The organism is Paenibacillus sp. FSL L8-0470, assembly GCF_038008625.1.
Classification (GTDB): Bacteria; Bacillota; Bacilli; order Paenibacillales; family Paenibacillaceae; genus Paenibacillus_AQ.
This window is the reverse complement of sequence record NZ_JBBOZM010000001.1, coordinates 680,001-706,999: the sequence shown is the minus strand read 5'-3', so window position 1 is coordinate 706,999 and position 26,999 is coordinate 680,001. Positions and strand designations below refer to the sequence as shown.

The following is a 26,999-nucleotide window of genomic DNA, read 5'->3' as shown; positions in this document are numbered from 1 at the left end:
TTCAGACAAACCGGAGACGCAGGGAGTGGGTCGGCCAAAGCTCCTCGTTTACAGGTTCATTGTTGCTATGGAACGATTTCATGGCTGAACGCGTGTCAGAACTCCTGTTGTATTCATTTATAAGTTCGTCGAGCACCATTGATTGATGGAGCACGGCGGGATGGCCCAGAGTATATTGATTTTCCAACTTATTCAGCTTATACCGGGCTTGTTCAATGCGTTGTTTCAAACATTCCGCTTCCTTCACTCTTATCCCTCCTCATTTAAGTATTTTAGAAGAGTATTTCTTTTTCCAGTGAAAATTTTTTTCAGAGAATTCCCATAGAAACTAAAAAAACACAGCCTGAGCGGCTGTGTCCGGTATACATCATATGATGAACTATTGTTTCAGCATCCACTTGAGCAGGTCCGGCATGCTGGCCCATAAACGGGAGTGCATGATGACATATTCAATCGCTTCATTAGAATCTCCCAAGCCTACAAAATCCGGCAGGTTATGCGGCAGCCGCTTCACGCCCAGTAAATAATCCGGAACATGCTTGTTCACGCCACGCGCCACACGGTACAGCATCTTGAGCTGGGAAGTAATTCCGTTCTTCTTGTATTCAAGGACAATCCGGTCATAAGCAAACGCGGCCGCTGCATCGTCCTTGCCATATTTCTTCAGCACACGTTCTGCATCATTCAACCGGTTGGTGTACAAGTACGCAGCGGCCAGCAAATACCGCGCACCGGTATTGTCTTCCGGATTAAGCTCCATGATGCGTTCCAGCATCTGCGCCGCTTCTTCCGCGTTGCCACTGAACCAGCAAGACTCGGCATAGCTCTTGCAGACGCGGATGTATGGACGGGTTTCATGCAGGCCCCAGAAGTATCCTTTATTTTGGCTAAAATACAGCTCACCCAGCTCACGCTCACCCGCAGCAATTCCTGCTTTGAGGTAGGCACGCGCCTCCTGCTCATTCTCCGATTCCTCAGCCAGAATAAGATAAGCGTCGGAATTGTCCGGATACAATTCAAGTGCAGCTTCAGCCAGTTGAATCCGCCGTTTAGTAGAAGTGGCTGAAGCTGCCTGATACAGAAGAGCCTGTGCTTTCTCCTTAGGAGTACCCGGACCGTTCAGTACTAGCAGCTCGTCAGACTCGCCGCCCATACCGTATTCCTCCACGTAGTTAAGCATTTCCTTAACCTTGCGGGAAATCGTAGCCGCAGTAACCTCATATTTGGTTGCAAGTTCCGCCTGCGAAATCATAAAGCCGTACTCCTCGGACAGCAAATACTCGATCGCGGCACAGAAGGAGCCCATTTTCTTCACAGCAGGTTTAGTCTGGCGGGAGAAGCCGTTCCAAAGCACTAATGCTTCAAAAATCAGCTCCCGCTCGTACTGGTTCCTCATGCTTTCGATAAGCTGCATCGCCAGCTGCTCGTGGGCCGGATGCTCCCATTTCAGCTCGCGTGTTACCATCTTTTTCAGCTTGGTCAGGGTTAGCTTGCTCTCTGGGCGAAGGACAGGCTCCAAAGCCTCAGGGCTGATGACAGATTCAGTTACTGCAGCCTCACGTGCTGCCGCCTCCTCCGTTGTTACGAGCCGAAGTATGGATTCAACCGCTGAGGTTTCTTTACCAAGGCAGCATCTTTTATATTTTTTCCCGCTTCCACATGGGCACAAGTCATTTCTTCCAACCTTACTCAAAAATAATTCCCCCTTAAATCTGTGACTAGCCATACACATAAGCGCATCGCTACTTTTGCACTATAAGTATCATTTCCCGGCAAGACGTATTCTATATTACGGGAACTTCACGGGCACTCCAAAAACCTAATTTAAAAAAGGCCTTTCCATGAAAGGAAAGACCCTTTATCTGTATATATCCGCACATTTTCCCCCGTACGAATTGTATTATAGCACTTCTTCTATAACTTGTCAGTCCTTTTTTGGGACTAATAGCGTAAAAATTTGCTAGGCTGCAGTCCTTTATCCTCAGATGAGCGCCTTCATGGCGATGTCACTGCGGCTCTGCTTTCCCTGGAAAGATATTGTTTCTGCACTGGCATATGCGGCCGCACGGGCATCCGCAATACTCGCGCCCCTGCCGACAACACCAAGCACCCGTCCGCCATTCGTAACCCAGCTTCCATCTTCACCGCGTGCCGTTCCGGCATGGAAGATCAGCGCGTCCTGGCTGCTCTCCAGACCGGAGATAGGCACATCTTTAGGATAAGGACCCGGATAACCCTCCGAAGCCAGCACTACGCATACAGCCGCTTCATCGCTCCACTGAATCTCAATATCCGCCAGCCTGCCCTCAGTGACAGCCAGAAAAATCTCCAGCAGATCACTCTTCAGCCTAGGCAGTACGACCTGCGTCTCGGGATCGCCGAAGCGGGCATTGAACTCAATCGTTTTCAGCTTGCCATCCGGTGAAATCATCAGCCCGGCAAACAGTACGCCGCTAAAAGGGCGGCCTTCGGCCACCATGGCTTTGGCTGTTGGCTCGATGATTGTCTCCACCGCCTCGCGGATAATATCCTCAGCGATGTGCGGCAGAGGTGAATACGTGCCCATTCCGCCGGTGTTCGGTCCTTTGTCGCCGTCGAATATCGGCTTGTGATCCTGCGCCGCCGCCATTGGCCGCACTGTTTTACCGTCAACAAACGCAAGAATCGACATTTCCTGCCCGGCGAGAAATTCTTCGATGACTACCTGCGCACCGGCTTCCCCAAATACCTTGTCCACCATAATATCACGCAGCGCCTGCTCGGCTTCTTCACGCGAATAAGCTACGGTAACGCCTTTGCCCGCAGCCAGGCCGTCGGCCTTGATGACGATCGGCAGCTCCTGTCCGTGCAAATAAGCAAGCGCCGCTTCATAACCGCTGAACTTCTCATAAGCTGCTGTCGGAATGCTGTATTTGTGCAGCAGGTCCTTCATGAACGTTTTGCTGCCTTCGATTTCAGCTGCATTCTTGCGCGGGCCGAACACAGGAATATTCTGCGCTTCAAAGACATCAACGATACCTGCCGCGAGCGGATCATCCGGTCCGATAACTACAAGACCAACCTCACGCTCTTTGGCAAAAGCAGTCAGCCTGTCGAATTCGAACACGCCGATCGGCACACATTCGGCAAGCTGCGCGATCCCGGCATTGCCGGGTGCACAGTAGATTTTACCGGCCTTGGGGCTTTGGGATAGACTCCAGATGATCGCATGCTCCCGGCCCCCGCCGCCAACCACTAAAATATCCATATATACGAAATCCTCCCCGGGCTTCTAGTGTTTGAAATGGCGGACGCCGGTGAAGACCATGGCAATTCCATATTCATTCGCAACCTTGATGGATTCCTCATCCTTGATCGAGCCGCCCGGTTGAATGACTGCGGTAATTCCAGCCTTCGCAGCCATTTCCAGCGTATCGCCCATCGGGAAAAAGGCATCCGAAGCCAGTACAGCGCCCTTGGACTTCTCTCCGGCCTGTTCAATGGCAATTTTGGCCGCTCCGACACGGTTCATTTGTCCGGCACCTACACCAACAGTCATATCATCGGCCGCCAGTACAATCGCATTGGACTTCACATGCTTAACCACTTTCCAGCCGAACAGCAGCTGCTTGAGCTCTTCTTCGGTTGGCTTGCGGGTAGTGACCACTTGAAGCTCTTCCGGATTCACGGAGTGCACATCGCTCTCCTGCACCACCATACCGCCTTCAATGGAGGTAACGACAAAGTTGCTCTTGCGTGCAGAGGCCGTGCTTAAGCTGCCGATTTTGAGCAGGCGGATGTTCTTCTTCTTCGTAAGGATCTCCAGCGCTTCTTCTGTGAAGCCCGGTGCCAGTACGATCTCCAGGAAAATATCCTTCAGCAGGTTAGCGGTATCCGCATCAATAATACGGTTCGCAGCCACAATCCCGCCGAAAATGGAGGTTGGATCAGCATTGTAGGCTTTTTGGTAAGCCTCGTATACACTTGCGCCTACGCCCACGCCGCATGGATTCATATGCTTAACGGCCACAACCGCCGGCTCTTCGAATTCTTTGACGATTTGCAGCGCCGCATTGGCATCGTTAATGTTGTTGTAGGACAGCTCTTTGCCGTGCAGCTGCTCAGCAGCCGTCAGCGTATCCTGCGCAGCGAGCGGCTTGCGGTAGAACGCCGCCTTCTGATGCGGGTTCTCCCCGTAACGCAGATCCTGAATCTTCTCGTAAGTCACCGTATAGCGCTCCGGCAGCGGTTCACCGGTCACATTAGCCAAATAATCGGCAATCAGGGCATCGTAAGCCGCCGTATGGCGGAACACTTTTGCCGCAAGACGTTTGCGGGTCTCAAGGGTCGTATCTCCGCCTGCGCGTACCTCATCAAGCACACCTGCATAATCGGCCGCGTCCACCACCACACTGACAAAAGCATGGTTCTTCGCCGCCGAACGCAGCATCGTCGGTCCGCCGATATCGATGTTCTCGATAGCTTCCTCGTACGATACATCCGGCTTGGCGATCGTCTCCGCGAACGGATACAGGTTCACCACGACCAGATCAATGTAGTCCAGCCCAAGCTCGGTCATCTGACGCGTATGCTCCTCGTTGTCACGAACAGCCAGCAGGCCGCTGTGTACGGCGGGATGCAGCGTTTTGACGCGTCCGTCCATAATTTCCGGGAACCCAGTGACATCGGAAATACCGATGACTGGTACACCTTCTTTAGCCAAAAGTGTGCTAGTGCCGCCTGTGGAGATGATTTCTACGCCCAATGCAGACAACTCGCGGCAAAAATCCACGATGCCCTGTTTATCCGATACGCTGACCAGCGCTCTTTTGATACTCACTTTGAATAGTCCTCCTCCGGATGATGCTCGATTAGTTGTGTTTGAATGGTTAACGAATAAACCAGCCTTGCCAAATCACTGAAATTTCAGCAGCTTACAGCATTCTTCCTAAGGTATAAATCAGGCATTCCATCACTCTCCGACACCCTTTGCCCGCTTGTGCAATATTTCCCGAGAAATATCGGAAGTGACCGCAGAGATTAACCTTTGTCGATAAAAAGCTCAGCGCACCGCGCAATCCGCCAGTATTTAACGCTATAGACGTTGCTACACAATGCTGTTCTAAAAATTTCTGCGGAATCGCAGCTCATGTCCATAGTATGCGACACAGGATGACTTCATTTATGGCAAGCTCCCTGTCCTTAGCAGCAATCGTGCCTATACTTCTATTTGGAAATTGTAGCTTTTCTTCCGTCCAGTCCAATTTTCCCGGCGGCAAAAGCAGATACTACCTCAGGGTAAAGCTCATACTCTACCTGATGAATTCGTCCGGCAAGGGTTTCCACTGTATCTTCGGCCTCTACGGCAACGCCGCGCTGGGCAATAACCGGTCCGGTGTCCATGCCCCCATCGACAAAATGCACCGTAACCCCCGTCAGCTTCACACCGTAGTCCAATGCCTGGCCGATGGCATCCTTGCCGGCAAAGGCTGGCAGCAGTGAAGGATGAATGTTGATAATCCGCCCGGCGTAAGGTGTAAGCAACACCGGAGTAATCAGCCGCATATATCCCGCCAGCACTACAAGCCCGATATCCCGGCGCTGCAGCTCGGCAACAATCTCCGCTTCATACAGCTCCCGGCTTGCGAATTCCTTCGGCCGCAGCAGGAGGGCAGGAATCCCCGCTTCCTCCGCACGCTGTGCCACTAGCGCTTCCGGCCTGTCAGATACCAGCAGCTCAATGCGGCCTCCGCCAAGCTTCCCTGCGTTCTGAGCCTGAACCAGCGCGGCAAAATTGCTGCCCTGCCCGGAGGCAAACACAGCGATCCGGCTGTACTGCATCACACTTCAGCTCCCGTAAAGGTAACCTTGCGTTCCCCTTCCGTTACCGTGCCGATCAGATAAGCCTCTTCTCCGCCTGCTTTCAGCAGTTCCAGCGCTTTTTCTCCGTCTTCTGCAGACACTACCAGCACCAGGCCTACGCCCATGTTGAAGGTAGTGAACATATCGCGGTTACTTACATTGCCTTTGCTCTGCAGCAAGCCGAAAATCGGCAAAATCGGCCAGGAGCCATAATTAATCTCCACATTCACATGATCCGGCAGTACGCGCGGAATGTTCTCGATGAACCCGCCTCCGGTAATATGCGCCATGCCTTTGACCGGCAGCTGTTCCAGCAGCGCGAGCAGCGGCTTCACATAAATCTTCGTCGGAGCCAGCAGCACATCCACCAGCGGAGCTCCAAGCTCAGGGACCACATCGTTCAGCGCATAGCCGTCTTCCTCAAGCAGAAGCTTGCGTACCAGTGAGAAGCCGTTGCTGTGCACACCGCTGGACGCGAGACCGATCACCGTATCTCCCGGTGCGATGTTCGCGCCCGTAACCAGCTTCGCTTTGTCGGCTACGCCAACTGTAAAGCCGGCGATATCATATTCGCCCGCCGAATACATCCCCGGCATCTCAGCCGTTTCGCCGCCGATGAGCGCGCAGCCTGCCTGGTGGCAGCCTTCCGCGATGCCGGCAACAATAGCCTCGATCTTCTCCGGCACAACCTTGTCGCAGGCGAGATAATCGAGGAAGAACAGCGGCTCTGCGCCCTGCACTACAATATCATTCACACACATGGCTACGGCATCGATGCCAATCGTGTCGTGGCGGCCGGCCGCGAAAGCGATTTTGAGCTTTGTACCCACGCCGTCAGTTCCCGATACGAGCACCGGTTCTTCATACTTGTCCTTATTGAGACCAAACAGCGCGCCGAATCCGCCCAGCTCCGTCATAACCTCCGGACGGTACGTGCGCTTTACATGCTTCTTCATGCGTTCAACGGCTTCATTGCCAGCCGCAATATCCACTCCGGCGTTTTTATAAGCTTCCGACACTTTTGGACACCTCATTATTAGTTAGTTTAGAGCGCGTTTCGGGGCGGCAGGGATTGGGTGTGTGGTTCTTGGACGCCATTGCGATGAATGTTTGGACTTCCGGTCGCTGTTATATATGGATTTCCTGATTTAAACCGCTCTTCGCGGTAGAAACCCAAATATATAAGCATCTGCTTTCGACGCGAGCTTTCCTGCGGAAAGCTTTCAGGCGAACGCTAACGCTCCTACAGTTCCAAAATTCCTCTCCATGGCTTCCGAACCACTCCGGGGCAAACCCAGCCGCAAGCCGCTGTACGCGCCTTGCACAGCAGCAGCAAGACCTCGGCGCTTGGCAAAGACAAGCGCCTCCTCAGCGAGAGAACCACCGATTTTGCGCAGCAAACAGGATGGGTTCTTGAGTACTTGATCTTGGCGCGCGGGGCAAAGCCGGGCGCGCCTTGAGCGAGAGAACCCCCGATTTTGCGCAGCAAACAGGATGGGTTCTTGAGCACTTGATCTTGGCGCGCGGGGCAAAGCCGGGCGCACCTTGAGCTCAAGAACCCCCGATTTTGCGCAGCAAACAGGGCGGGTTCTTGAGCCTTTGATCTTGGCGCCCGGGACAAAGCCGGGCGCGCCTTGAGCGAGAGAACCACCGATTTTGCGCAGCAAACAGGATGGGTTCTTGAGCCTTTGATCTTGGCGCGCGGGACAAAGCCGGGCGCGCCTTGAGCGAGAGAACCCCCGATTTTGCGCAGCAAACAGGATGGGTTCTTGAGCCCTTGGCCCGGCGAGGCAGCATGCCGCCAGGACGCGGAGCGCCGTAGAGCGTGTCCCGGCCGTGCGAGCACACAGGGACAAAGCGGGCACCCGCACCCCAGCCTTCTTAGCAAGTTAAAAGCAAACTCCTACCGCCAAACTTTCGGGTGGCCGGAGGGCAGAGCCCTTCGGAATCCCCCTTCGCAAGGGGGACTTAGGGGGATGGGCGTCAGCAACTGCACCCGTCCTTCTCTTCCCCGCCGAAATCCACCTGCGTCGGGTAATCGTTATCGAAGCAGGACAGGCATAAACCGCCTTTGTAATCATCGCTATTATAGCCGCCGATGGATTGGATCAGCCCTTCCGGTGAAAGGAAGGCCAGGGAATCGGCGTTGATCTCCTCGCACATTTCCTGAATACTCTTATAGGAGGCGATGAGTTCACGCCGGTCAGGTGTATCAATGCCGTAGAAGCAAGGGTTCTTAAATGGCGGCGAGGTAATCCGCACATGCACTTCAAGCGCCCCGGCCTCGCGCAGCAGGTTCACGATCCGGCGCGAGGTGGTGCCGCGTACGATGGAATCGTCGATCATGACGACGCGCTGTCCTTCAACGACCCGGCGCACCGCGCTCAGCTTCATCTTCACGCCTTGCTCACGAAGCTCCTGGCTCGGCTGGATGAACGTCCGGCCTGTGTATTTGTTCTTGATCAGTCCCAGCTCATAAGGGATACCTGTTTGCTCGGCAAAGCCGATGGCTGCGGAGATACTGGAATCCGGTACGCCGGTTACAATGTCCGCATCCACAAAAGCTTCAAGCGCCATCCGGCTGCCCATCCGCTTGCGGGCGGAGTGCAGGTTCGATCCGTTCAGGTCGCTGTCCGGCCGGGCAAAATAGATATATTCCATGGCACAAAGCGCCTTGCGCTTCGGCTCAGCGAAGCGGTCTTCCCGTAAGCCGTCCTTATCAAGCACGAGCAATTCACCCGGCTCAATATCACGCACCAGCTTGGCACCGATAACTTCCAGCGCACAGGACTCTGAAGCGAAGACATAGGCTTCACCGAGCTGGCCCATGACGAGCGGACGAAGTCCGTGCGGATCAGAAGCAACGATCAGCTTGTCGTTGGTCATCAGCAGGAAGGCGAAACCGCCGACCAGCTGCTGCAGGGCATCTTTGGTGGCTTCGACAAAATCCTTCTGCGAACGTGCGATCAGATGCGCCAGTACCTCGGTATCGCTTGTAGTCTGGAAAATAGAGCCGCCTTGCTCCAGCTGCTTGCGGATCAGCGGTTCGTTGACAATATTGCCGTTGGTGGCAATAGCCAGATCGCCATCACGGTATTTGAAGACAAGCGGCTGCGCATTGGTCAGCCGGCTGTCGCCGCTGGTGGAATAACGCACATGGCCGATGGACATGCCACCAACCAGTGAAGCAATTTTATCTTTATCGAATACTTCCTTGACGAGGCCCATGCCGCGGTGATAGTTGAAGTCGCGTCCGTTTGCCACGCAGATGCCCGCGCTTTCCTCTCCCCGGTGCTGCAGCGCATGCAGTCCATAATAAGACATGGAGGCGGCTTCCGGGTGTCCGAAGACCCCGAATACGCCGCATTCTTCTTTTAAAGTGTCAAAAATATCTCCCGATCCCGATCCTTCGTTGTAAAAATCGCCGGTCCACAGGATAGGAGCCGCCTGCTCTTTCCCGGTCTTTATTTCATAAGACATGGAATAGCATCCTCCCAAATGGTTTTTAGTTCCGTTACAGCTTCATCCAATGCAGCCGTACCGTCTAGGGCCAGGCGCAGTCTGTCCCCGCCGACGGTTCCGATGACTTCCACCGGCACGCCGTAAGCGGCAACTGCTGCTTTCAGCTCTTCCGCACGATCAGGAGCAGCGGTCAGTACGATACGGGATTGGCTCTCGCTGAACAAGGCCACGTCAGGACGCAGCCCGTTCGCGGACAACTCTACGTTAGCGCCAATACCGCCGCTGATGCAGCTCTCTGCCAGTGCAGCCGCAAGGCCGCCTTCGGAAAGGTCATGCGCCGAGCGGACCAGACCGCCGCGGATCGTGCCAAGCACAGCATCCAGCAGCTTTTGTTCAGTAGCCAAATCCAGTGCCGGCGGACGGCCTTCCGTCAGGCCATGTACAGCATATTGGAACTCACTGCCGCCAAGCTCAGCCTTGGTCACCCCAAGCAGCAGAATGGCGTCACCCTCTTGCTTAAAGGCTTGAGTGGTAATGTGATCGGTATCCTCCACGAGACCCACCATGCCGACAACCGGTGTCGGATAGATCGCTCCGGAGGCATTTTCGTTGTACAGGCTGACATTTCCGCCGATAACCGGCGTATCCAGCACACGGCAGGCTTCCGCCATGCCGTCTACCGCACGTTCCATCTGCCAGAAAATCTCCGGCTTCTCGGGACTGCCAAAGTTCAGGTTATCAGTAATCGCCAGCGGTTTAGCCCCGGAGCAGACAATGTTGCGGGCCGCTTCGCTGACGGCAATCCGGCCACCGACTTCAGGGTCCAGATAGACATAACGGCCATTGCAGTCCGTAGTCATTGCCAGGCCTTTGCGTGTGCCGTGGATCGTAACCACTGCCGCATCGGAACCGGGACGAACCGCTGTGCTGGTGCGAACCATATAGTCATATTGGTTGTATACCCATGCTTTGCTTGCTACGGTAGGGGAAGCGAGTACCGTGCGCAGCGCGCCGCCCAGATCGGTAACCTCGGCATAACGCAGAGTATCGACCGATGCATTCTCTTCATAATAAGCAGGAACTGCTGACGGTTTGTTGTAGATTGGACACTCATCTACTAGAGCCGTTACCGGCATATCGCCGACAACCTCACCGTGATGGAACAGCTTCAGGCGGCCGTCATCGGTTACCTTGCCCACTTTGCGGCAAATGACGCCCCAGCGGTCAAAAATCTCCTGTGCCTGCGCCTCATCCTTAGGCTCCACCACAAACAGCATCCGTTCCTGTGATTCCGACAGCATCATCTCGTAAGGTGTCATGCCTTCTTCACGCTGCGGTACCTGATCCAGATACAGCTCCAGGCCATTGCCCGCTTTGCTGGCCATTTCTGCGCTGGAGCAGGTCAGGCCTGCCGCGCCCATATCCTGAATGCCAAGCACGATGCCGCTGTCGATCAGCTCCAGGCAGGATTCCATCACCAGCTTCTCCATAAACGGATCCCCAACCTGCACCGCTGTCTTCTTGGCTTCCGACTCCTCGCTCAGCTCCACGGAGGCAAACGTCGCCCCGTGAATACCATCACGCCCTGTAGGCGGACCTACGTAGAATACGGGGTTGCCTACACCTTTGGCGACACCGCGCTGGATTTTATCGTGGTCGATCAACCCGACACACATCGCATTGACCAGCGGATTGCCGTCATAGCTGTTGTCGAACATGATTTCGCCGCCCACAGTCGGAATACCAATACAATTGCCGTAACCTGCGATACCGGATACGACATGCTCGAACAAATATTTTACCCGGTCGCTCTCTAGCTTCCCGAAACGCAGGGAGTTGAGCAGTGCTACCGGTCTAGCACCCATGGAAAAAATATCGCGGATAATCCCGCCCACACCTGTAGCCGCACCTTGATAGGGCTCTACCGCCGACGGATGGTTGTGGCTTTCGATTTTGAATACAACCGCCTGGTTGTCACCGATATCGACAATGCCGGCGCCTTCGCCCGGTCCCATCAGGACACGCGGCCCGCTTGTCGGGAACCGGCTAAGCAGCGGCTTTGAATTTTTGTAGGCGCAGTGCTCGGACCACATCACGCTGAACACACCGATTTCCGTATAGTTAGGCTTGCGGCCCATGAAGGATGTGATCAGTTCATATTCGCTGTCCGACACGCCGAATTGACTGTAGATTTTCTGCTCCGCGATTTGCTCTGCGGTCGGCTCCTTAGCGGATACTTGCTGCTTCATAACGATCCCTCCAGCTTTTGAGTATAGATGTAAACATCCGTTTGCCGTCTTCCGAGCCCAGCAGACTGTTCGCTGCACGTTCCGGGTGAGGCATCATGCCCACCACATTGCCCGCTACGTTGCTGACGCCTGCAATATGGGATACCGAACCGTTCGGATTGTCGCTATATGTGAATACGATCTGATTGTTTGCTTTGAGCGACGCCAAAGTCTCTTCATCACAGTAATAATTGCCTTCGCCATGCGCGATCGGGATGACAATCTCTTCATCCTTCGCATAATCAACAGTAAACGGGGTTGTGTTATTAACGACCTTAAGCACGGTATCATGACAGCGGAATTTCATCGACATGTTGCGGCGCAGCGCACCCGGCAGAAGTCCAGCTTCGGTCAGAATCTGGAACCCGTTGCAGATGCCAAGCACGAATTTTCCCTGCTCCGCAGCTTTGGCCACTTCAGCCATCACCGGAGCAAACCGGGAAATCGCGCCGCAGCGCAGATAGTCACCATAAGAGAAGCCGCCTGGTACTAGAATGCAGTCATACGCCGACAGGTCTGTCGCAGTATGCCACACATAATCCACGGGTTCGCCAAGGCTGTCTTCTACCGCCTTATAGCAGTCAATGTCGCAATTCGAGCCTGGAAAGACGAGTACAGCAAATTTCATGACTTTTAGTCCTCCAATTCGTATCGGTAATCCTCGATCACCGTGTTGGCCAGCAGCTTTTCGCACATTTCCTTGAGGCGTCCTTCCGCTTCGGCGCGGTTATCTGTATCGAGAGTAAGCTCCATATATTTGCCGATACGCAGACTTTCAACTTCCTGGAACCCTACCGAATGCAATGCTCCTTGCACGGCTACACCTTGGGGGTCGAGCACGCTTTTCTTGATGGTGACATAGACTGTCGCTTTTAACATACGCTTGTAGTTCCTCCTAAAATTTTATAGGCCTCAATGGGCAATCAACAAGAATTAACAAGAACTCGGTTGTACCTGTACTTACTATTGAGATAACTGCATTCTATACAGCTAAATTCCTTTTATTTCGGGCAAAATCCACTTTAGTTGCATTCCATACAGCTATATTTTGAAATAACCGCCGTTCCAGGCTTGTTCGCCTGATTTAGTTGTACCGGATACATTTAAAAGGCAGCCCGCGGCGATTTTGCTCAAAATAACTGCAGAGAGTGCAACTAGCGGATACATTACAGCAGGCCAAGTTAATAAACTATAAAGACTTGCCGGTTAGGCGATGATAGATGTCCAGATAACGGCGGCTCGTCTCTTCCACGACTTCAAGCGGCAGCGGGTCCGGCGTGCTGTTCTTGTCCCAGGAGGATGCGGCAAGATATGTCCGGACAGGCTCTTTGTCCATGCTGTCAATCTCAATATCCAGACTGTATTTATTTTTGGCCCAGAAGCGGGATGCATCAGGGGTGAAAATCTCGTCGATCAGAATCACTTTGCCGTCCAGCAGACCGAACTCAAACTTGCAGTCCGCAAGGATGATACCGTGCTCTTCACAGTACTCTTTGGCAAAAGCGAACAGCTTCAGGCTTTTCTCCTTCAGCTCAAGCGCCAGGTCGGCACCGATCAGCTCCTGCATCTGCTCAAAAGAGATATCCTCATCATGGCCTACATCATTTTTGGCCGCAGGGGTGAAGATCGGCTGGGCCAGTACAGCGTTTTTGCGCAGGCCTTTGGGCAGTTCGATTCCGTTAACTTTGCCGGTCTCCTGGTACTGCCGCCAGCCCCCCCCGGTGATGCAGCCGCGCACGACACATTCAATATCAATGCGCTCTGCTTTGCGGACAACCATGATCCGGTTCTTGAGCGCCTCTCTGTCGCGTGCGATATCTCCTAGCTGGTCCACATCAATATGCACGACATGGTTCTCCATCAGGTCCTTCGTCAAGCCAAACCAGAAAGCGCTGAGCCGGTTCAGCACATTGCCCTTCTCCGGCACCGCCGGATCAAGCACATAATCGAATGCAGAGATCCGGTCCGTAACGACAATCAGGGTCTGTTCACCCAAGTCATACAATTCGCGAACCTTTCCTTTATAGAGCAGCGGTGCATTTACGAGATCCACAGCCGTGGATACGGCAGGGTGTGTCATGACCTTTCCTCCCTTGTACAAATGATCTTGCATATATTAGATAAGCTCCAGCTTACGGAAGATAGTGTCGACATGCTTAAGGTGCCATGTAGGGTTGAACGCATCTTCAATCTCTTCCGGGCTAAGTACAGCGGTGATTTCAGGTGTGGCTTCGACGATGTCGCGGAACTGGGTTTGCTCTTCCCAAGCCTGCATCGCACGAGGCTGAACGGTATCGTAAGCCTGCTCGCGGCTGAAGCCCTTGTCGATCAGCTTGGTCAGGATACGGCCGGAGAACGGCACGCCGAAGGTCCGGTTCATATTGCGCTTCATATTTTCCGGGAACACGGTCAGGTTCTTCACGATGTTGCCGAAACGGTTCAGCATATAGTTGAGCAGCATGGTCGCATCCGGCAGGATAATCCGTTCCACCGAAGAGTGCGAGATGTCGCGTTCATGCCACAGCGGTACATTCTCATAAGCAGTAACCATATGACCGCGAATGACACGTGACAGGCCGGAAATATTCTCGCAGCCGATCGGATTGCGTTTATGCGGCATGGCGGAGGAGCCTTTTTGACCTTTGGCAAAAGCCTCTTCCACCTCGCGGATTTCACTCTTTTGCAGCGCGCGGATCTCGGTGGCGAACTTGTCCAGTGAAGTGGCGACCAGCGCCAGCGCAGCCATATATTCGGCATGGCGGTCACGCTGCAGGGTCTGCGTGGAGATCGGTGCCGGGCTGGTGCCCAGCTTGCGGCAGACGAACTCTTCCACGAACGGGTCGATGTTGGCATAAGTGCCGACCGCGCCGGAGATTTTACCGAACTGCACGCCGTTCGCGGCATGGCGGAAGCGCTCCAGGTTGCGTTTCATTTCCTCGTACCACAGCGCCATCTTGAGTCCAAAGGTCGTCGGCTCGGCGTGAACGCCATGTGTGCGTCCCATCATCGGCGTATCCTTGTAAGCTACCGCTTTATCCTTAAGAATTTCAATGAAGTTAATGATGTCCTGCTCCAGAATTTCGTTCGCCTGGCGCAGCAGGTAACCCAGCGCCGTATCGACAACATCCGTGGAGGTTAATCCGTAATGCACCCATTTGCGCTCCGCGCCAAGGCTTTCGGATACCGCACGGGTAAAGGCGATCACGTCATGGCGGGTTTCAAGCTCAATCTCGTTGATGCGTTCAATATCAAACTTGGCGTCCTTGCGCAGCTTAGCGGCGTCTTCCTGCGGAATAACTCCCAGCTCCGCCCAGGCTTCACACGCACATATTTCCACTTCGAGCCATGCATTGAATTTATTTTCTTCGGTCCAAATGGCCCGCATCTCAGGTCTGCTGTATCGTTCGATCATATCTTGTCAGTTCCTCCAAAGGTTAGTTTGCTCCACCCAGGACAGACCGTCTCCGGTGTCCTTGCAGAGCAGGTTGATATGGCCCATCTTGCGGCCGGTCTTGCTCTCAGTCTTGCCATATATATGAAGCTTGGGTGAAATCCCCAGCCGGTTTGCTGCTTCGTCCATCCCACTAATCTGCTCCATTGCCCCGTCCAGATGCTGCCCAAGCACATTCACCATGACTACAGGAGTCAAAAGCGAGGTATCTCCAAGCGGCAAGTTGCAGATCGCCCGGACATGCTGCTCGAACTGCGAGGTGACGCAGGCGTCCATCGTGTAATGCCCTGAATTATGCGGGCGCGGAGCCAGTTCATTGACGAACAATTCTCCGTCGTCTGTAACAAACATCTCTACCGCCAGCAGTCCGACGGCATTCAGTCCGGACACCAACTGCTCGGCAAGCTCGCAGGCTCTCCGCTGAATCTCTTCCGGCACACGGGCAGGCACAATCGACAGATGCAGGATGTTGTTCACATGAATATTCTCGGCAGGCGGAAAGCTCTTGACCTCACCGGATGCGCTGCGGGCAGCAATGACAGAGATTTCGCAGCTAAAAGCAACGAATTTCTCCAGCACCAGCTCCGGCATAACGTTTCCGGCTGAGGCTGCGGAATGGGTGGAGCTGTCTGTTCCGCCAGCTTGGGGCGCCTCCTGCGCTCCGCCAGCTTCCGGGGCGACCTGCCGGAAGGCTGCTTCCAGCTCTTCCGGCCGGCGGATGACGGCTTGTCCCTTGCCGTCATACCCCCCTGTGGCTGTCTTCAGCACACAGGGCAGGCCCAGGTCGGCGGCCGCGGCGTTCAGCTCCTCCAGGCTGCCGACCTTGCGGTACGGGGCAACGGGCACGCCTGCCGCCTCGATGGCCGCTTTCTCGCGCAGCCGGTGCTGCGTGGTGTACAGCAGCGCGCTGCCCTGGGGCACGTACGACTCTGCCGTCAGCAGCGCGGCCACGCCCGCATCGACGTTCTCGAACTCGTACGTGATCACGTCCGAGCGGTGCGCCAGCTCCCGCGCCGCTTCACGGTCGTTGTACGCCGCGTGTATCTGCGGCGTCACCTGCCCGCAGGGCGCATCCGGCGCCGGGTCCAGCGCCACGAAGCGGTAGCCCATGGCGCTGCCGGCCAGCGCCATCATCCGCCCGAGCTGGCCGCCGCCCAGCACGCCGATGGTTGCACCGGGGCGCAGCGTCCGGGGCCTGTCTCCACCCGGTGCGGCGAGTCCGTAGGACACCGCTGCCTCCTGGCCTTGAGCTTTCAGGTCATTCTCTTCGCCCCGCTGTCCAGCCTGTCCCTGCTGTGCCAGGACTTCCAGGCCATTCTCTTTGCCCCGCTGTCCAGCCTGTCCCTGCTGTGCCAGGACTTCCAGCCCATTCTCTCCGCCCCGCTGTCCAGCCTGTCCCTGCTGTGCCAGGACTTCCAGGCCATCCGCTGCTTCGCCCCGCGATTGTCTCCCATCCCGCATCGTGCTCACTTCCAAACCGTCCGGCTTCAGTTCTTCCGGTTTCATAAGGTGTCGCTGCTTTCCAGCACTTCGCGCTCTGTAGCTTCGCGCCGCTGCTGCACCCGGCTCTGTACCTCTGGCTCGAAAGCGCCGATGATCTGCGCCGCGAGCAGCCCTGCATTGACGGCCCCGGCCCGGCCAATGGCTACTGTCGCCACCGGAATGCCGCCCGGCATCTGCACAATGGAGAGCAGCGAGTCCAGGCCGTTAAGCGCCTTGGACTGCACCGGAACACCGATAACGGGCAATACCGTCTTCGCTGCCACCATTCCCGGCAGATGCGCCGCGCCGCCTGCTCCGGCGATAATAACGCGAAGTCCGCGGCCCGCCGCTTCCTCCGCATAACGGAACATCAGATCCGGTGTGCGGTGTGCGGAAATCACTTTTTTCTCATAAGGCACACTCAGCTCTTCCAGCACCGCACAGGTATGCTCCATCGTTTCCCAGTCGGATTTGCTGCCCATAATAACCCCAACTTGCACAGACATGACTCAACCTACCTTCCGTTCCCGATATAGATACTCTTATCTGCTTTAAGTTTGTCCCATTTCCCGCAAGTTTCCCATAATTCCGAAAAAAAAAGCCCGGATTCCAAACGCATTCTGCTGCGGGTGGACCCAGACTACTGCAGGAATCAGGAGGGACTACCCCATCTGTCTCCGCCTCGGCAGAGCATACAGGGACAAGCACATAGTGCACTGCCCAAATACCCCGGGGCGCTCTGATGGCCATTCTAGTCATCCTATTTCCTCGTAGTCCGGGAATTTACGGTTGCCGGGTAGAAACTTCCGGGCCTTATCCCCGGTTTTATACGAGCTCTTCATAGGTTCAGTTTAACAATGGCCTACACTTCATGTCAACTTAAACACGAACATTGTAAAATTTACACGTTAAATCGTTCGCTTTTTGCCAATTTCTAATTCCTGTTCTTGGCTAATTGGGCAGGGAAACTAAAGAAAAAGGGGGGAACACCTTTGTGCTCCTCCCAGAATAAAATCTATTATTTTACGACCAGTACCGGAATACGGGCGCTCTGCACCACATTATGGCTTACGCTGCCCAGAACAAATTCACGTATTCCGCCAAGACCGCGGCTGCCGATTACAATAACATCCACATCATGCTCCTTGGAATAATTCAAGATCACTTCTGCAGGAGATCCTTGCAGCAGCTCCACCGTAGCATTCAGTCCTTCCGCTTCAAGCCGGCTCTTCACTTCTTCTGTGGTCTGCACCGCCAGATCATAGTAATCTTTGTTTACAGAAGCTGGTAGAGGTGCAAGAGCTTCCCCAATAAAAAAGCGCGGGAATTCAAATGCGTGTACAACGTAAAGAGATGAACCCGGAGTTACCTTAGCCAGCTCGATCGCACGCTCCAATGCCTGATTGGATGCCTTGGAACCGTCATAGGCGAGCAAAATTTTTGAGAATAACATGTACGCCACCTCTTTTTCTGTTTTGTGTAGCCATAACGTAATTCAAAAAAGCTTACCTTAAAAAGTACCCATACAGCAGGATATTAAGCAGCAACAGCAGCGGAATTCCGATCCTGAAAGAAGTATGCCGCGTCTTGTGGCGCTTGCGGTACATGGCAGTCAGCACACCCAGCGCACCGCCCATAAATGCCAGCAGAAAAAGCGTCTTCTCAGGTACGCGTTCCCGCCTTGTTCGGGCCTTGTTCTTGTCCTCGGACATTACCACATACCCGATAATATTAATTAGTGCAAACCACAGCAACACACCCTTGACCATTCCTTCCGGCTCTCCTCCCTCTTATCCTATCTACTTCATATTATAGTACCCTTTCCGGCAAAAAACCAATAATCCTCACATTACCTGCCACGCATGCGCCCTTGTTTTCCTGTTATTTCGCGGGACCCGCCAGCATCCGTAATCCATACCCAGGATAATACGGCAGCAAGGGCTGCCGCGATCCCTCCCAGCCAGAATCCGCCGCTTAAGCCATAAGCAGAGCTCATCCACCCCGCCACAAATGGCCCTCCTGACATGCCAATCGCATACACCGCCTGATAGAAGCCCATCGCAGTTGCCCGTTTAAAGGGCGCCACTCCCGATACCGATTTGCCAAGCAGCAGCGGAAAAATAAGTCCCTGCATAAAGCCGTTCCCGATTTGTGTCGCACACAAGGCGGCAAGCGTCGGCATTGAAGGAATCAGCAGCGTGAACAGCGCGCTTCCGGCAAAACCCAGCAGCAGAGTCCCCCGGTCGCCAAGCAGCCTGCCAAATAGACGGGAACCATAGAGTGTCGCAATGGCATGGGGCAGCATAAATGCCAAAGTCAGCCAGCCTAAGCTCTCCTTGCTTGCACCGATGTCCAGCGCCTGGTTCGGAGTATAGCCGAACATTGTAATAAAGAGCACACAGTGCGCCAGCACGGATAACAGCGAGACTTTGACCAGCAGCGGCTCTTTAATTACCGCAGCAAGGTCTTTAAGCTGGATCGCATTCTCCCGCTTCTCCTGCTGCTGTTCCGGCAGACGCAGGGCGAGTACCAGAGCCGCTATCGCCACAAGCCCCCCGATAACAAACGGGGCATTCCAGCCCCAGTGCTCCACCATGTAGCCGCTGATCATCATGCTCATCAACTGGGCGATGACCGTAGTGAACTGCAGCATACCCATCGCTTTTCCCGCTTCCTCTTTCGGAAAATAGCCGGCAAACATCACCGAGTACACTACCCAGGCGGAGGCTGCTATTCCGGATACGGCACGAGCCGCCAGTGCCCAGCCCGGATGCGCTCCCGCCATAAACAGCAGGCAGCTTGCGCCGCTGGCGATCAGCCCCAGATAAATGAACGGCCGCCGCCGGTTCAAATAATCCGAGCCGATTCCGATCGGCAGCCGGAACAGAATCTGCATCAGACCGTATATCCCCAGAACTGAGCCGACCATAACATACGAAGCCCCGAGATGCTCCACATAGGGAGAGAGCACCGGAACATAAATATATGAAGAGAACCAGAACATAAAGACGATGACCAGGAAGTAGAAATGGCTGCTTTCCTTAGTCTTTGAACCTTCTACCGACTGGGCCCCGTTTTCTTTTGGCTTAGGCACTGTCACTTTACCACCCGCTTATTCTTTTTTTAGAGTTGCTCCTGCTCTTTTGCCGATCTTCTTAGTAAAACATATCTGTCTTTTGTTTGACAGCCCTAAAACGGAAAGTGATTTGGAACCTGTATCTCTCCAAGACTTCGGTGCATGCAGCACCCCAGTCGCCCTTCTTAACCTAAATAAGCCTGCCGGGGATTCCGGCAGACTTATTTAGGTTTCTTAATCTATAGTTTAAAAGTCCGCTCCACAGAGGTTATTACGGTTAATCCCCCTTCTGCTTGGCCTCCATTGCCGCTTTGAGCAGCTCACCCAGATTCGAGCCTACGCTTTCAGGTTTGCTGTACTGCTGCACCAGCTTCTGCTGCTCACGTTTATTGATATGCTTGTGGTCCTTGTCCATCGTCTCTGTTATTCCGCAGCCCAGACACTGCACATAGAGACCCGCCTTGCCTTCCTTAAGCTCCATTTTCTTATGGCACTGCGGACACCGGCGGTTCGAAAGCCGTTTCTCTCCGGCACGGGTATAGCCGCAGTCATCAGCAGGGCAGACCAGCAGCTTGCCCTTTTTGGTCTTCTTCTCCAGCATTCTTGTCCCGCATTCAGGACAATGGCTGCTGGAGACATTATGCGGCTTGTATTCTGCGCCGCTGCTCTTGACGCCGGATACGAGCTCCTGCGCCATACTGCGGATGCCTTGCAGAAAAGGCTCGGGCCGCCCTTGTCCGCGGGCAATCTTCTCCAGCTCGGCCTCCCAGCGCGCCGTCAGCTCCGGCGTGCGCAGCTGTGCCGAGACTAGTTCAATCAACTGCTTCCCTTTGCCTGTCGGGTGAAGAGAATTGCCTTGCCGCTCGATAGTATCCGAGCTGACCAGCTTCTCAATGATATCGGCCCGGGTTGCGGGTGTTCCGAGGCCATGCTTCTCCATCTGAGTCAGCAGCGAAGCCTCGTTATACCGTTTGGGCGGCTGTGTCCGCCCTGGACGGATCACACAGCGCAGTACCTTAACGGCCTCACCTTCACGCAGCTCCGGCAGCTTCACACTGCTTGCCGCAGGCTCATCGGCTGTATTGTCTTCTTCGTCGTCATTGCTCATATCACCGCCGTATACCTCACGCCAGCCTGCGTCCTTTACCGTGGTGCCTTTCACATGAAAGCTCTCGCCTTCCACGCTTACCGTGACGGCCACCGCGTCATAACGGGCCGGCGGATAGAACAGGCTGATAAAACGCCGCACGATCAGATCATAGAGCTTACGTTCTTCCGCACTAAGCAGATTTAAGAGCACTGTCTGCTCCGTAGGAATAATGGCATGGTGATCGCTCACCTTGCTGTCATCTACTATCCGCTTTGTAATGGGCAGCGGTTTACGCAGCAGCGGCCGTGCCAATGCCGCATAGGGTCCGACAGCGATGCTGTCCAGCCGCTCCTTTAACGTTCCCGTCATATCCGAGGTTAGATAACGGCTGTCCGTACGCGGATAAGTGACCAGCTTATGCTGCTCGTACAGACGCTGCAGCACACTGGATGTTTGTTTTGCCGAGAAGCCGAACTTGCGGTTGGCATCCCTCTGCAGCTCGGTGAGATCATACGCCAGTGGATGCGGCTCGCTTTTCTCGCTTTTTTGCACCTTGGCGATACGCCCGCTGCGGCCGGTAAGCTTGTCATTGAGCTTCGCTGTCTTCTCCTTGTCAAAAATCCGGCCATCCCCGCCCGGAGCACGCCAACCCGCCTGGAAATTCCCGAAATCTGCGGTCAACATCTCATACTCCTGGGAACGGAAGCCTGTAATTTCGTTCTCCCGGTCCATGATCATGCCGAGCGTGGGTGTCTGCACACGGCCTGCCGACAGCGGAGCACCGAACTTGCAGGTTAAAGCACGCGTAACGTTAAGACCAATCATCCAATCCGCCTCTGCGCGGCAGCGCGCCGATTCATACAGACGGTCAAAATCCCGGCCCGGACGCAGTGACGCAAATCCCTCTTTGATCGCCTTATCCGTCTGCGAAGAAATCCATAGACGCCGGAACGGCTTTTTCCAGCCGGCCATATTCATAATCCAGCGGGCCAGAAGCTCCCCTTCCCGCGCTGCATCCGTTGCAACGATCAGTTCGTCGATATCCTGGCGTTTCATCAGCTGCTGCACAGCCTTATACTGCTGGCTTGTCTCACGCAGCACCTTCAGTTTGGCCTTCTCCGGCAGAATCGGCAAATCCTCCAATGCCCAAGAAGCAAATTTATTGTTATAGTCTTCAGGCTCTGCCAGACCGACCAAATGCCCCAAAGCCCAGGTAACTACATATTTCGGACCTTCAATATAGCTCTTCTGTTTATTCCCGCAACCCAGCACCCGTGCAATCTCACGCGCAACCGACGGCTTTTCCGCCAATACCAATACCTTCATAATTCTCTCCCTTCCTTGCCAACAACTTATTATACCATGATACAAAAGACCGCAAATATCGTCAGGCTGAATTCTATCTCCACATTATACAATAGGCTGTATCCGTTATCCGAAAGGAGTCACAGCAAATGTCCAAGCAAGAAGTGTATAATGTCATACCAGTAGGTGTGGTTGCCGGGCAGCCTGATAATCTGCGTCTTGAGCTTAAACCTGAATTTCGCCCTGCCTTGAAAGGCCTGCAAAATTTCAGCCATTGCCAGATCCTTTGGTGGATTCATGAGTTTGCAGATGACCACTTCCGGCAAACCACACAGGTTCAGCCTCCATATGAGGCACCTGTAAGTGGAGTTTTTGCTTCCCGCTCTCCTGTCCGCCCCAATCCTTTAGGCCTTAGCGTAGCTGCCATAGTGTCTGTCGATATGGAATCGGGCATTGTGGAGGTTGCCGGACTGGATGCTTACCCTGGTACGCCAATTCTCGATATCAAGGCTTACTTTCCCAGTACGGACCGCGTCAAAGATGTCTCTGTCCCTGAATGGGCCGACGGCTGGGGAGACTGGGTAGCTGATTAATTATTGAGATAGCTGCTCAGCTTCAGTATTTTGCATTTTATTCCATTAATTCCTGAGGGGGTAGACATGAACAATTACCAGCTCATCGTCCAGGCTTTGGACCATATTGAAGCTGAACTGAAATCTCCATTGTCTGTCACTGCCCTCTCCAGGAGAACCGGCTATTCTCTGTATCATTTCATTCGTTTATTCCAGGCTATTACGGGGATAACACCAGGGGATTATATAGCCAGACGCAAAATTACCGAGGCTGCCAAGGATCTTAAACGATGGCCGGAGCGTTCTTTCCAGGACATTGCACTGGATTATCATTTTAACGACTACGAGACCTTCACCAGGGCCTTTAAAAGGTTGCTGCATACCACACCGACGCAGGTCCGCAATAAACGAAATAATCCTCTGCTTCCACTGCTGCACCGGCTTCACGAACAGGATCTGCTTCATTTGCCTGTAGTTCAAGGAACGCCTCCGCAGATCGTAAAGCTAGATGAAATTACTCTCAAGGGACCTATTGTGAACGTTATCGCTGACTATTCTGTAATCTCCGAAGCCTGGTCCCAGCTGTTCACCAGAGTGCCCAGCCTGCACGGCCGCAGGCTTCCCGAACGGTATTATCAAGTGGGCTACTGGGCTGACGATTTTGAAAACAGCGGGGCTTCCTATATATGTGCTTGCGAGCTTTACCCTCAGCCAGAGATATCGGGCCGTCATCAATATGCCGTAACTCAAACCGCTTATCGCCATTCCGCCTCTGAACAAGCGCAACTATCGGCAGATTTTCCTGTTTATACCTTGCCTGCAGCCACCTATTTAAAGTTCATACATAAAGGGTTGTCGAAGGATGTCTCTTATACCTACAAATATATTTATGAGACTTGGCTTCCAAAAAGTGAATACCGGCTTTCCCTGCCTTACGAATTCGAATATTATGGCGAGCAATATCTGGGCCCGGATGACAAAGATTCAATAAGCGAGATTTATGTTCCCTTGGAACTGCTATAACACAAATGTCCGTATCTGCTAAGCAGACACGGACATTTGTATAGGGGGGTCTAAGTATCGGATAGTTCCCCCTCATGTATAATTCCTATATGTATTTCCGTTAATGTACTTCTTCACCAAGTTCCAGACAAGCTGCAAATGATATGACCTGCTCCAGCTTTCCCTGAACAAATGCACCTTCACTTGTTAGCAGTGACCGCACAATCATCAGTTCATCCCCATACTTTGCCTCCTGTACATAAGTAATCCGGAACCGCTTCAGTTCCTTCAAACCCCATTCTTCCAGAGACAAAACATCGCAGCATAAATCACCATAACGTGCATTGTTCAAATGATTATTGCTGTCCAGACCACTATATCTGACCTGATACCGGTAAGCTTGTTCCATGGAGATGTCCTGAGGAATGGTTACCTTATCTGGAATACTGCCGACCGAATCACCTTCATAATGCAGTACTGATATGGGAAGAGCAGATGGCCGCAGCAGCTTACGCTTCTCCGTATCCACAAGCGCCCAGATTGAACGCGCCACAGCTACCTCTGTATGATCCTTATCATAAATACGGTAGTCACGCTGCCACATGGCTCCCTTGGTCCCTTTACTCCATGTGTGCACTGTCAACTCATCATTCAGCCGGGGGATGCGTTGAAACTCCAGATCAAGAGTGATCATCATCCAGCCCATCCCTGCCTCCAGCATCTGTTCAAGACTGAGGCCAAGTGCACTTACCGCTGAGTCAGCCGTACGCTGCATCATCTCCAGAATAAAAGACAGCTTAGCCTGGGAACGGTAATCCGTATCGCTGGCTTGAACTACAAATCTTTCTATCCACACAAGATTGTCTGTATTATCCACTGGAATATCCCCTTTGCTTGCAAAGCTCCTTATTATCAACATTAAAAGTCACATATATCCACAAATACTCAATACTATCCACATTAATTGGGGAGTACTTTTGATTCGCTGTATGTTTCATGATTCTTATCCACATGTGGACAAGTTTTTCTTCTGTTCACTTTATCCCCTATCCTATCCACATTCAATAGCCAGCAGTTAAATCTTAACGCAAAAGGCAACAAAAAAGCCACTGTTGAGAAACTCAACAATGGCTTTGTGTGCTTGGCGGCGTCCTACTCTCCCAGGACCCTTCGGTCCAAGTACCATCGGCGCTGGAGGGCTTAACGGTCGTGTTCGGGATGGGTACGCGTGGAACCCCTCCGCTATCGCCACCAAACGGGCATTTACAGCGTAAATGCTTCAGGAACCTTAATTCCTGAAAACTGAATCCGAAACGAATCTGCGTCTTAATTTGTTGGATAAGCCCTCGACCGATTAGTATTGGTCAGCTCCATGCATTGCTGCACTTCCACCTCCAACCTATCTACCTCGTCGTCTTCAAGGGGTCTTACTAATTGGGAAATCTCATCTTGAGGGGGGCTTCACGCTTAGATGCTTTCAGCGCTTATCCCGTCCGTACGTAGCTACTCAGCCATGCTCCTGGCGGAACAACTGATGCACCAGCGGTACGTCCATCCCGGTCCTCTCGTACTAAGGACAGCTCCTCTCAAATTTCCTGCGCCCACGACAGATAGGGACCGAACTGTCTCACGACGTTCTGAACCCAGCTCGCGTACCGCTTTAATGGGCGAACAGCCCAACCCTTGGGACCTACTTCAGCCCCAGGATGCGATGAGCCGACATCGAGGTGCCAAACCTCCCCGTCGATGTGGACTCTTGGGGGAGATAAGCCTGTTATCCCCAGGGTAGCTTTTATCCGTTGAGCGATGGCCCTTCCATGCGGTACCACCGGATCACTAAGTCCGACTTTCGTCCCTGCTCGACTTGTAGGTCTCGCAGTCAAGCTCCCTTATGCCTTTGCACTCTTCGAATGATTTCCAACCATTCTGAGGGAACCTTTGAACGCCTCCGTTACTCTTTAGGAGGCGACCGCCCCAGTCAAACTGCCCGCCTGACACGGTCCCCGTACCCGATTAGGGCACCAGGTTAGAACCTAGATACGATCAGGGTGGTATCCCAACGGCGCCTCCGCAGAAGCTTGCGCTCCTGCCTCTACGGCTCCCACCTATCCTGTACAGATCGTACCCAAATTCAATATCAAGCTGCAGTAAAGCTCCATGGGGTCTTTCCGTCTTGTCGCGGGTAACCTGCATCTTCACAGGTATTAAAATTTCACCGGATCTCTCGTTGAGACAGCGCCCAAGTCGTTACGCCATTCGTGCGGGTCAGAATTTACCTGACAAGGAATTTCGCTACCTTAGGACCGTTATAGTTACGGCCGCCGTTTACTGGGGCTTCGGTTCACAGCTTCGGATTACTCCTAACCGCTCCCCTTAACCTTCCAGCACCGGGCAGGCGTCAGCCCGTATACTTCGCCTTGCGGCTTCGCACAGACCTGTGTTTTTGCTAAACAGTCGCTTGGGCCTTTTCACTGCGGCCCCCTCGGGCTATTCACCCTACCGAGGCACCCCTTCTCCCGAAGTTACGGGGTCATTTTGCCGAGTTCCTTAACGAGAGTTCTTCCGCGCGCCTTAGAATTCTCTTCTCGCCTACCTGTGTCGGTTTGCGGTACGGGCACCTTCTCCTGGCTAGAGGCTTTTCTTGGCAGTGTGAGATCATGACCTTCGCTACTGTAATTTTCGCTCCCCATCACAGCCCAGCCTTAACGATGTGCGGATTTGCCTACACACCAGCCTCACTGCTTAGACGGACATCCATCAGTCCGCGTCACTACCCTCCTGCGTCACCCCATCGCTCATAGCGGATTACGGTGGTACAGTAATTTCAAACTGTTGTCCTTCGACTACGCCTTTCGGCCTCGCCTTAGGTCCCGACTTACCCTGAGCGGACGAGCCTTCCTCAGGAAACCTTGGGCTTTCGGCGGATCAGATTCTCACTGATCTTTTCGTTACTCATACCGGCATTCTCACTTGTATGCTGTCCAGCGCTCCTTACGGTACACCTTCAACCCACATACAACGCTCCCCTACCCCAGATGCAAAGCATCTAGCCATAGCTTCGGTGGTGTGTTTAGCCCCGTTACATTTTCGGCGCAGAGTCACTCGACCAGTGAGCTATTACGCACTCTTTCAATGGTGGCTGCTTCTAAGCCAACATCCTGGTTGTCTGTGCAACTCCACATCCTTTCCCACTTAACACACACTTGGGGACCTTAGCTGATGGTCTGGGCTGTTTCCCTTTTGACAATGGATCTTAGCACTCACTGTCTGACTCCCGGCAAGAAGTTAATGGCATTCGGAGTTTGACTGAGCTTGGTAACCCTTGCGGGCCCCGCACCCAATCAGTGCTCTACCTCCACCACTCCATTCACCGAGGCTAGCCCTAAAGCTATTTCGGGGAGAACCAGCTATCTCCGAGTTCGATTGGAAT

22 protein-coding genes, 2 rRNA genes and 1 riboswitch (1 of these 25 only partly in view) are annotated in these 26,999 nt (G+C 53.6%); of the genes, 2 read left to right on the top strand and 22 right to left on the bottom strand.

Annotation, left to right across the window (positions count from 1 at the left end):
* Window position 1: 1 nt before the first annotated feature.
* The 19 genes from NST99_RS03235 to NST99_RS03145 form a co-directional block, all read right to left on the bottom strand.
* A complete protein-coding gene (locus NST99_RS03235) occupies window positions 2-247 on the bottom strand; it encodes an aspartyl-phosphate phosphatase Spo0E family protein (protein ID WP_341089688.1) in 246 nt (81 codons plus the stop codon).
* A 132-nt stretch (window positions 248-379) separates the two neighbouring features.
* A complete protein-coding gene (locus NST99_RS03230; RefSeq protein WP_341089686.1) occupies window positions 380-1,693 on the bottom strand; it encodes an SEC-C metal-binding domain-containing protein in 1,314 nt (437 codons plus the stop codon).
* A 288-nt stretch (window positions 1,694-1,981) separates the two neighbouring features.
* Window positions 1,982-3,247, bottom strand: a complete 1,266-nt coding sequence (gene purD / locus NST99_RS03225; protein ID WP_341089684.1) for a phosphoribosylamine--glycine ligase — start codon at window positions 3,245-3,247, stop codon at window positions 1,982-1,984.
* Between the two features lie 24 nt (window positions 3,248-3,271).
* Window positions 3,272-4,819: a bifunctional phosphoribosylaminoimidazolecarboxamide formyltransferase/IMP cyclohydrolase gene (gene purH, locus NST99_RS03220; protein ID WP_341089681.1), complete on the bottom strand. Its 1,548-nt coding sequence runs from the start codon at window positions 4,817-4,819 to the stop codon at window positions 3,272-3,274.
* A gap of 386 nt (window positions 4,820-5,205) precedes the next feature.
* A complete protein-coding gene (gene purN / locus NST99_RS03215) occupies window positions 5,206-5,820 on the bottom strand; it encodes a phosphoribosylglycinamide formyltransferase (RefSeq protein WP_341097537.1) in 615 nt (204 codons plus the stop codon).
* Window positions 5,820-6,860 carry a phosphoribosylformylglycinamidine cyclo-ligase gene (gene purM / locus NST99_RS03210; protein ID WP_341089679.1) on the bottom strand — a complete coding sequence of 347 codons (1,041 nt, stop codon included), beginning with the start codon at window positions 6,858-6,860 and terminating at the stop codon, window positions 5,820-5,822. Before purM ends, purN begins: the two co-directional genes overlap by 1 nt.
* Window positions 6,861-7,064: 204 nt before the next feature.
* The gene (locus NST99_RS03205; protein WP_341089677.1) at window positions 7,065-7,241 is read right to left on the bottom strand and encodes a hypothetical protein; all 177 of its coding nucleotides are present in this window, start codon (window positions 7,239-7,241) and stop codon (window positions 7,065-7,067) included.
* Between the two features lie 583 nt (window positions 7,242-7,824).
* Window positions 7,825-9,321, bottom strand: coding sequence for an amidophosphoribosyltransferase (purF, locus tag NST99_RS03200; protein ID WP_341089675.1), 1,497 nt, complete (start codon window positions 9,319-9,321; stop codon window positions 7,825-7,827).
* On the bottom strand, window positions 9,306-11,552 hold the full coding sequence (purL, locus tag NST99_RS03195; RefSeq protein WP_341089674.1) for a phosphoribosylformylglycinamidine synthase subunit PurL: 2,247 nt from the start codon (window positions 11,550-11,552) through the stop codon (window positions 9,306-9,308). The genes purF and purL overlap by 16 nt, the downstream gene beginning before the upstream one ends.
* Entirely contained in the window at window positions 11,530-12,219 is a 690-nt protein-coding gene (purQ, locus tag NST99_RS03190; RefSeq protein ID WP_341089673.1) for a phosphoribosylformylglycinamidine synthase subunit PurQ, read from the bottom strand. The genes purL and purQ overlap by 23 nt, the downstream gene beginning before the upstream one ends.
* A 5-nt stretch (window positions 12,220-12,224) precedes the next feature.
* The gene (purS, locus tag NST99_RS03185) at window positions 12,225-12,470 is read right to left on the bottom strand and encodes a phosphoribosylformylglycinamidine synthase subunit PurS (protein ID WP_019913657.1); all 246 of its coding nucleotides are present in this window, start codon (window positions 12,468-12,470) and stop codon (window positions 12,225-12,227) included.
* A gap of 310 nt (window positions 12,471-12,780) precedes the next feature.
* Entirely contained in the window at window positions 12,781-13,671 is an 891-nt protein-coding gene (locus NST99_RS03180) for a phosphoribosylaminoimidazolesuccinocarboxamide synthase (protein ID WP_341089672.1), read from the bottom strand.
* Between the two features lie 36 nt (window positions 13,672-13,707).
* Window positions 13,708-15,003, bottom strand: coding sequence for an adenylosuccinate lyase (purB, locus tag NST99_RS03175; protein WP_038585664.1), 1,296 nt, complete (start codon window positions 15,001-15,003; stop codon window positions 13,708-13,710).
* 6 nt (window positions 15,004-15,009) lie between these two features.
* Window positions 15,010-16,176, bottom strand: a complete 1,167-nt coding sequence (purK, locus tag NST99_RS03170) for a 5-(carboxyamino)imidazole ribonucleotide synthase (protein WP_445745014.1) — start codon at window positions 16,174-16,176, stop codon at window positions 15,010-15,012.
* Window positions 16,177-16,544: 368 nt separating this feature from the next.
* A complete protein-coding gene (gene purE, locus NST99_RS03165; protein ID WP_341089667.1) occupies window positions 16,545-17,030 on the bottom strand; it encodes a 5-(carboxyamino)imidazole ribonucleotide mutase in 486 nt (161 codons plus the stop codon).
* Between the two features lie 245 nt (window positions 17,031-17,275).
* Window positions 17,276-17,377: riboswitch (purine riboswitch) on the bottom strand.
* A 165-nt stretch (window positions 17,378-17,542) separates the two neighbouring features.
* On the bottom strand, window positions 17,543-17,977 hold the full coding sequence (locus NST99_RS03160; protein ID WP_038585655.1) for a universal stress protein: 435 nt from the start codon (window positions 17,975-17,977) through the stop codon (window positions 17,543-17,545).
* A 52-nt stretch (window positions 17,978-18,029) separates the two neighbouring features.
* Window positions 18,030-18,293: a DUF1294 domain-containing protein gene (locus NST99_RS03155; protein ID WP_038585652.1), complete on the bottom strand. Its 264-nt coding sequence runs from the start codon at window positions 18,291-18,293 to the stop codon at window positions 18,030-18,032.
* A gap of 80 nt (window positions 18,294-18,373) precedes the next feature.
* A complete protein-coding gene (locus tag NST99_RS03150) occupies window positions 18,374-19,618 on the bottom strand; it encodes an MFS transporter (RefSeq protein ID WP_341089666.1) in 1,245 nt (414 codons plus the stop codon).
* Window positions 19,619-19,877: 259 nt separating this feature from the next.
* Window positions 19,878-22,016: a DNA topoisomerase III gene (locus tag NST99_RS03145; protein ID WP_340894976.1), complete on the bottom strand. Its 2,139-nt coding sequence runs from the start codon at window positions 22,014-22,016 to the stop codon at window positions 19,878-19,880.
* Window positions 22,017-22,144: 128 nt separating this feature from the next.
* On the opposite strand from NST99_RS03145, the gene tsaA reads away from it, so the two are divergent.
* Together tsaA and NST99_RS03135 are read left to right on the top strand one after the other, a co-directional pair.
* Entirely contained in the window at window positions 22,145-22,588 is a 444-nt protein-coding gene (gene tsaA / locus NST99_RS03140; RefSeq protein WP_341089665.1) for a tRNA (N6-threonylcarbamoyladenosine(37)-N6)-methyltransferase TrmO, read from the top strand.
* 66 nt (window positions 22,589-22,654) lie between these two features.
* Complete coding sequence (locus NST99_RS03135; protein ID WP_341089664.1) at window positions 22,655-23,590, top strand: AraC family transcriptional regulator; 936 nt, start codon at window positions 22,655-22,657, stop codon at window positions 23,588-23,590.
* A 100-nt stretch (window positions 23,591-23,690) separates the two neighbouring features.
* Here the strand turns inward: NST99_RS03135 and NST99_RS03130 are convergent, their stop codons facing one another.
* From NST99_RS03130 to NST99_RS03120, 3 genes are all read right to left on the bottom strand, one after another.
* Window positions 23,691-24,446: an acyl-[acyl-carrier-protein] thioesterase gene (locus NST99_RS03130; RefSeq protein ID WP_341089663.1), complete on the bottom strand. Its 756-nt coding sequence runs from the start codon at window positions 24,444-24,446 to the stop codon at window positions 23,691-23,693.
* A gap of 262 nt (window positions 24,447-24,708) precedes the next feature.
* A 5S ribosomal RNA gene (rrf, locus tag NST99_RS03125) occupies window positions 24,709-24,825 on the bottom strand.
* A gap of 78 nt (window positions 24,826-24,903) precedes the next feature.
* Window positions 24,904-26,999, bottom strand: a 23S ribosomal RNA gene (locus NST99_RS03120); it runs 831 nt beyond the window's last position.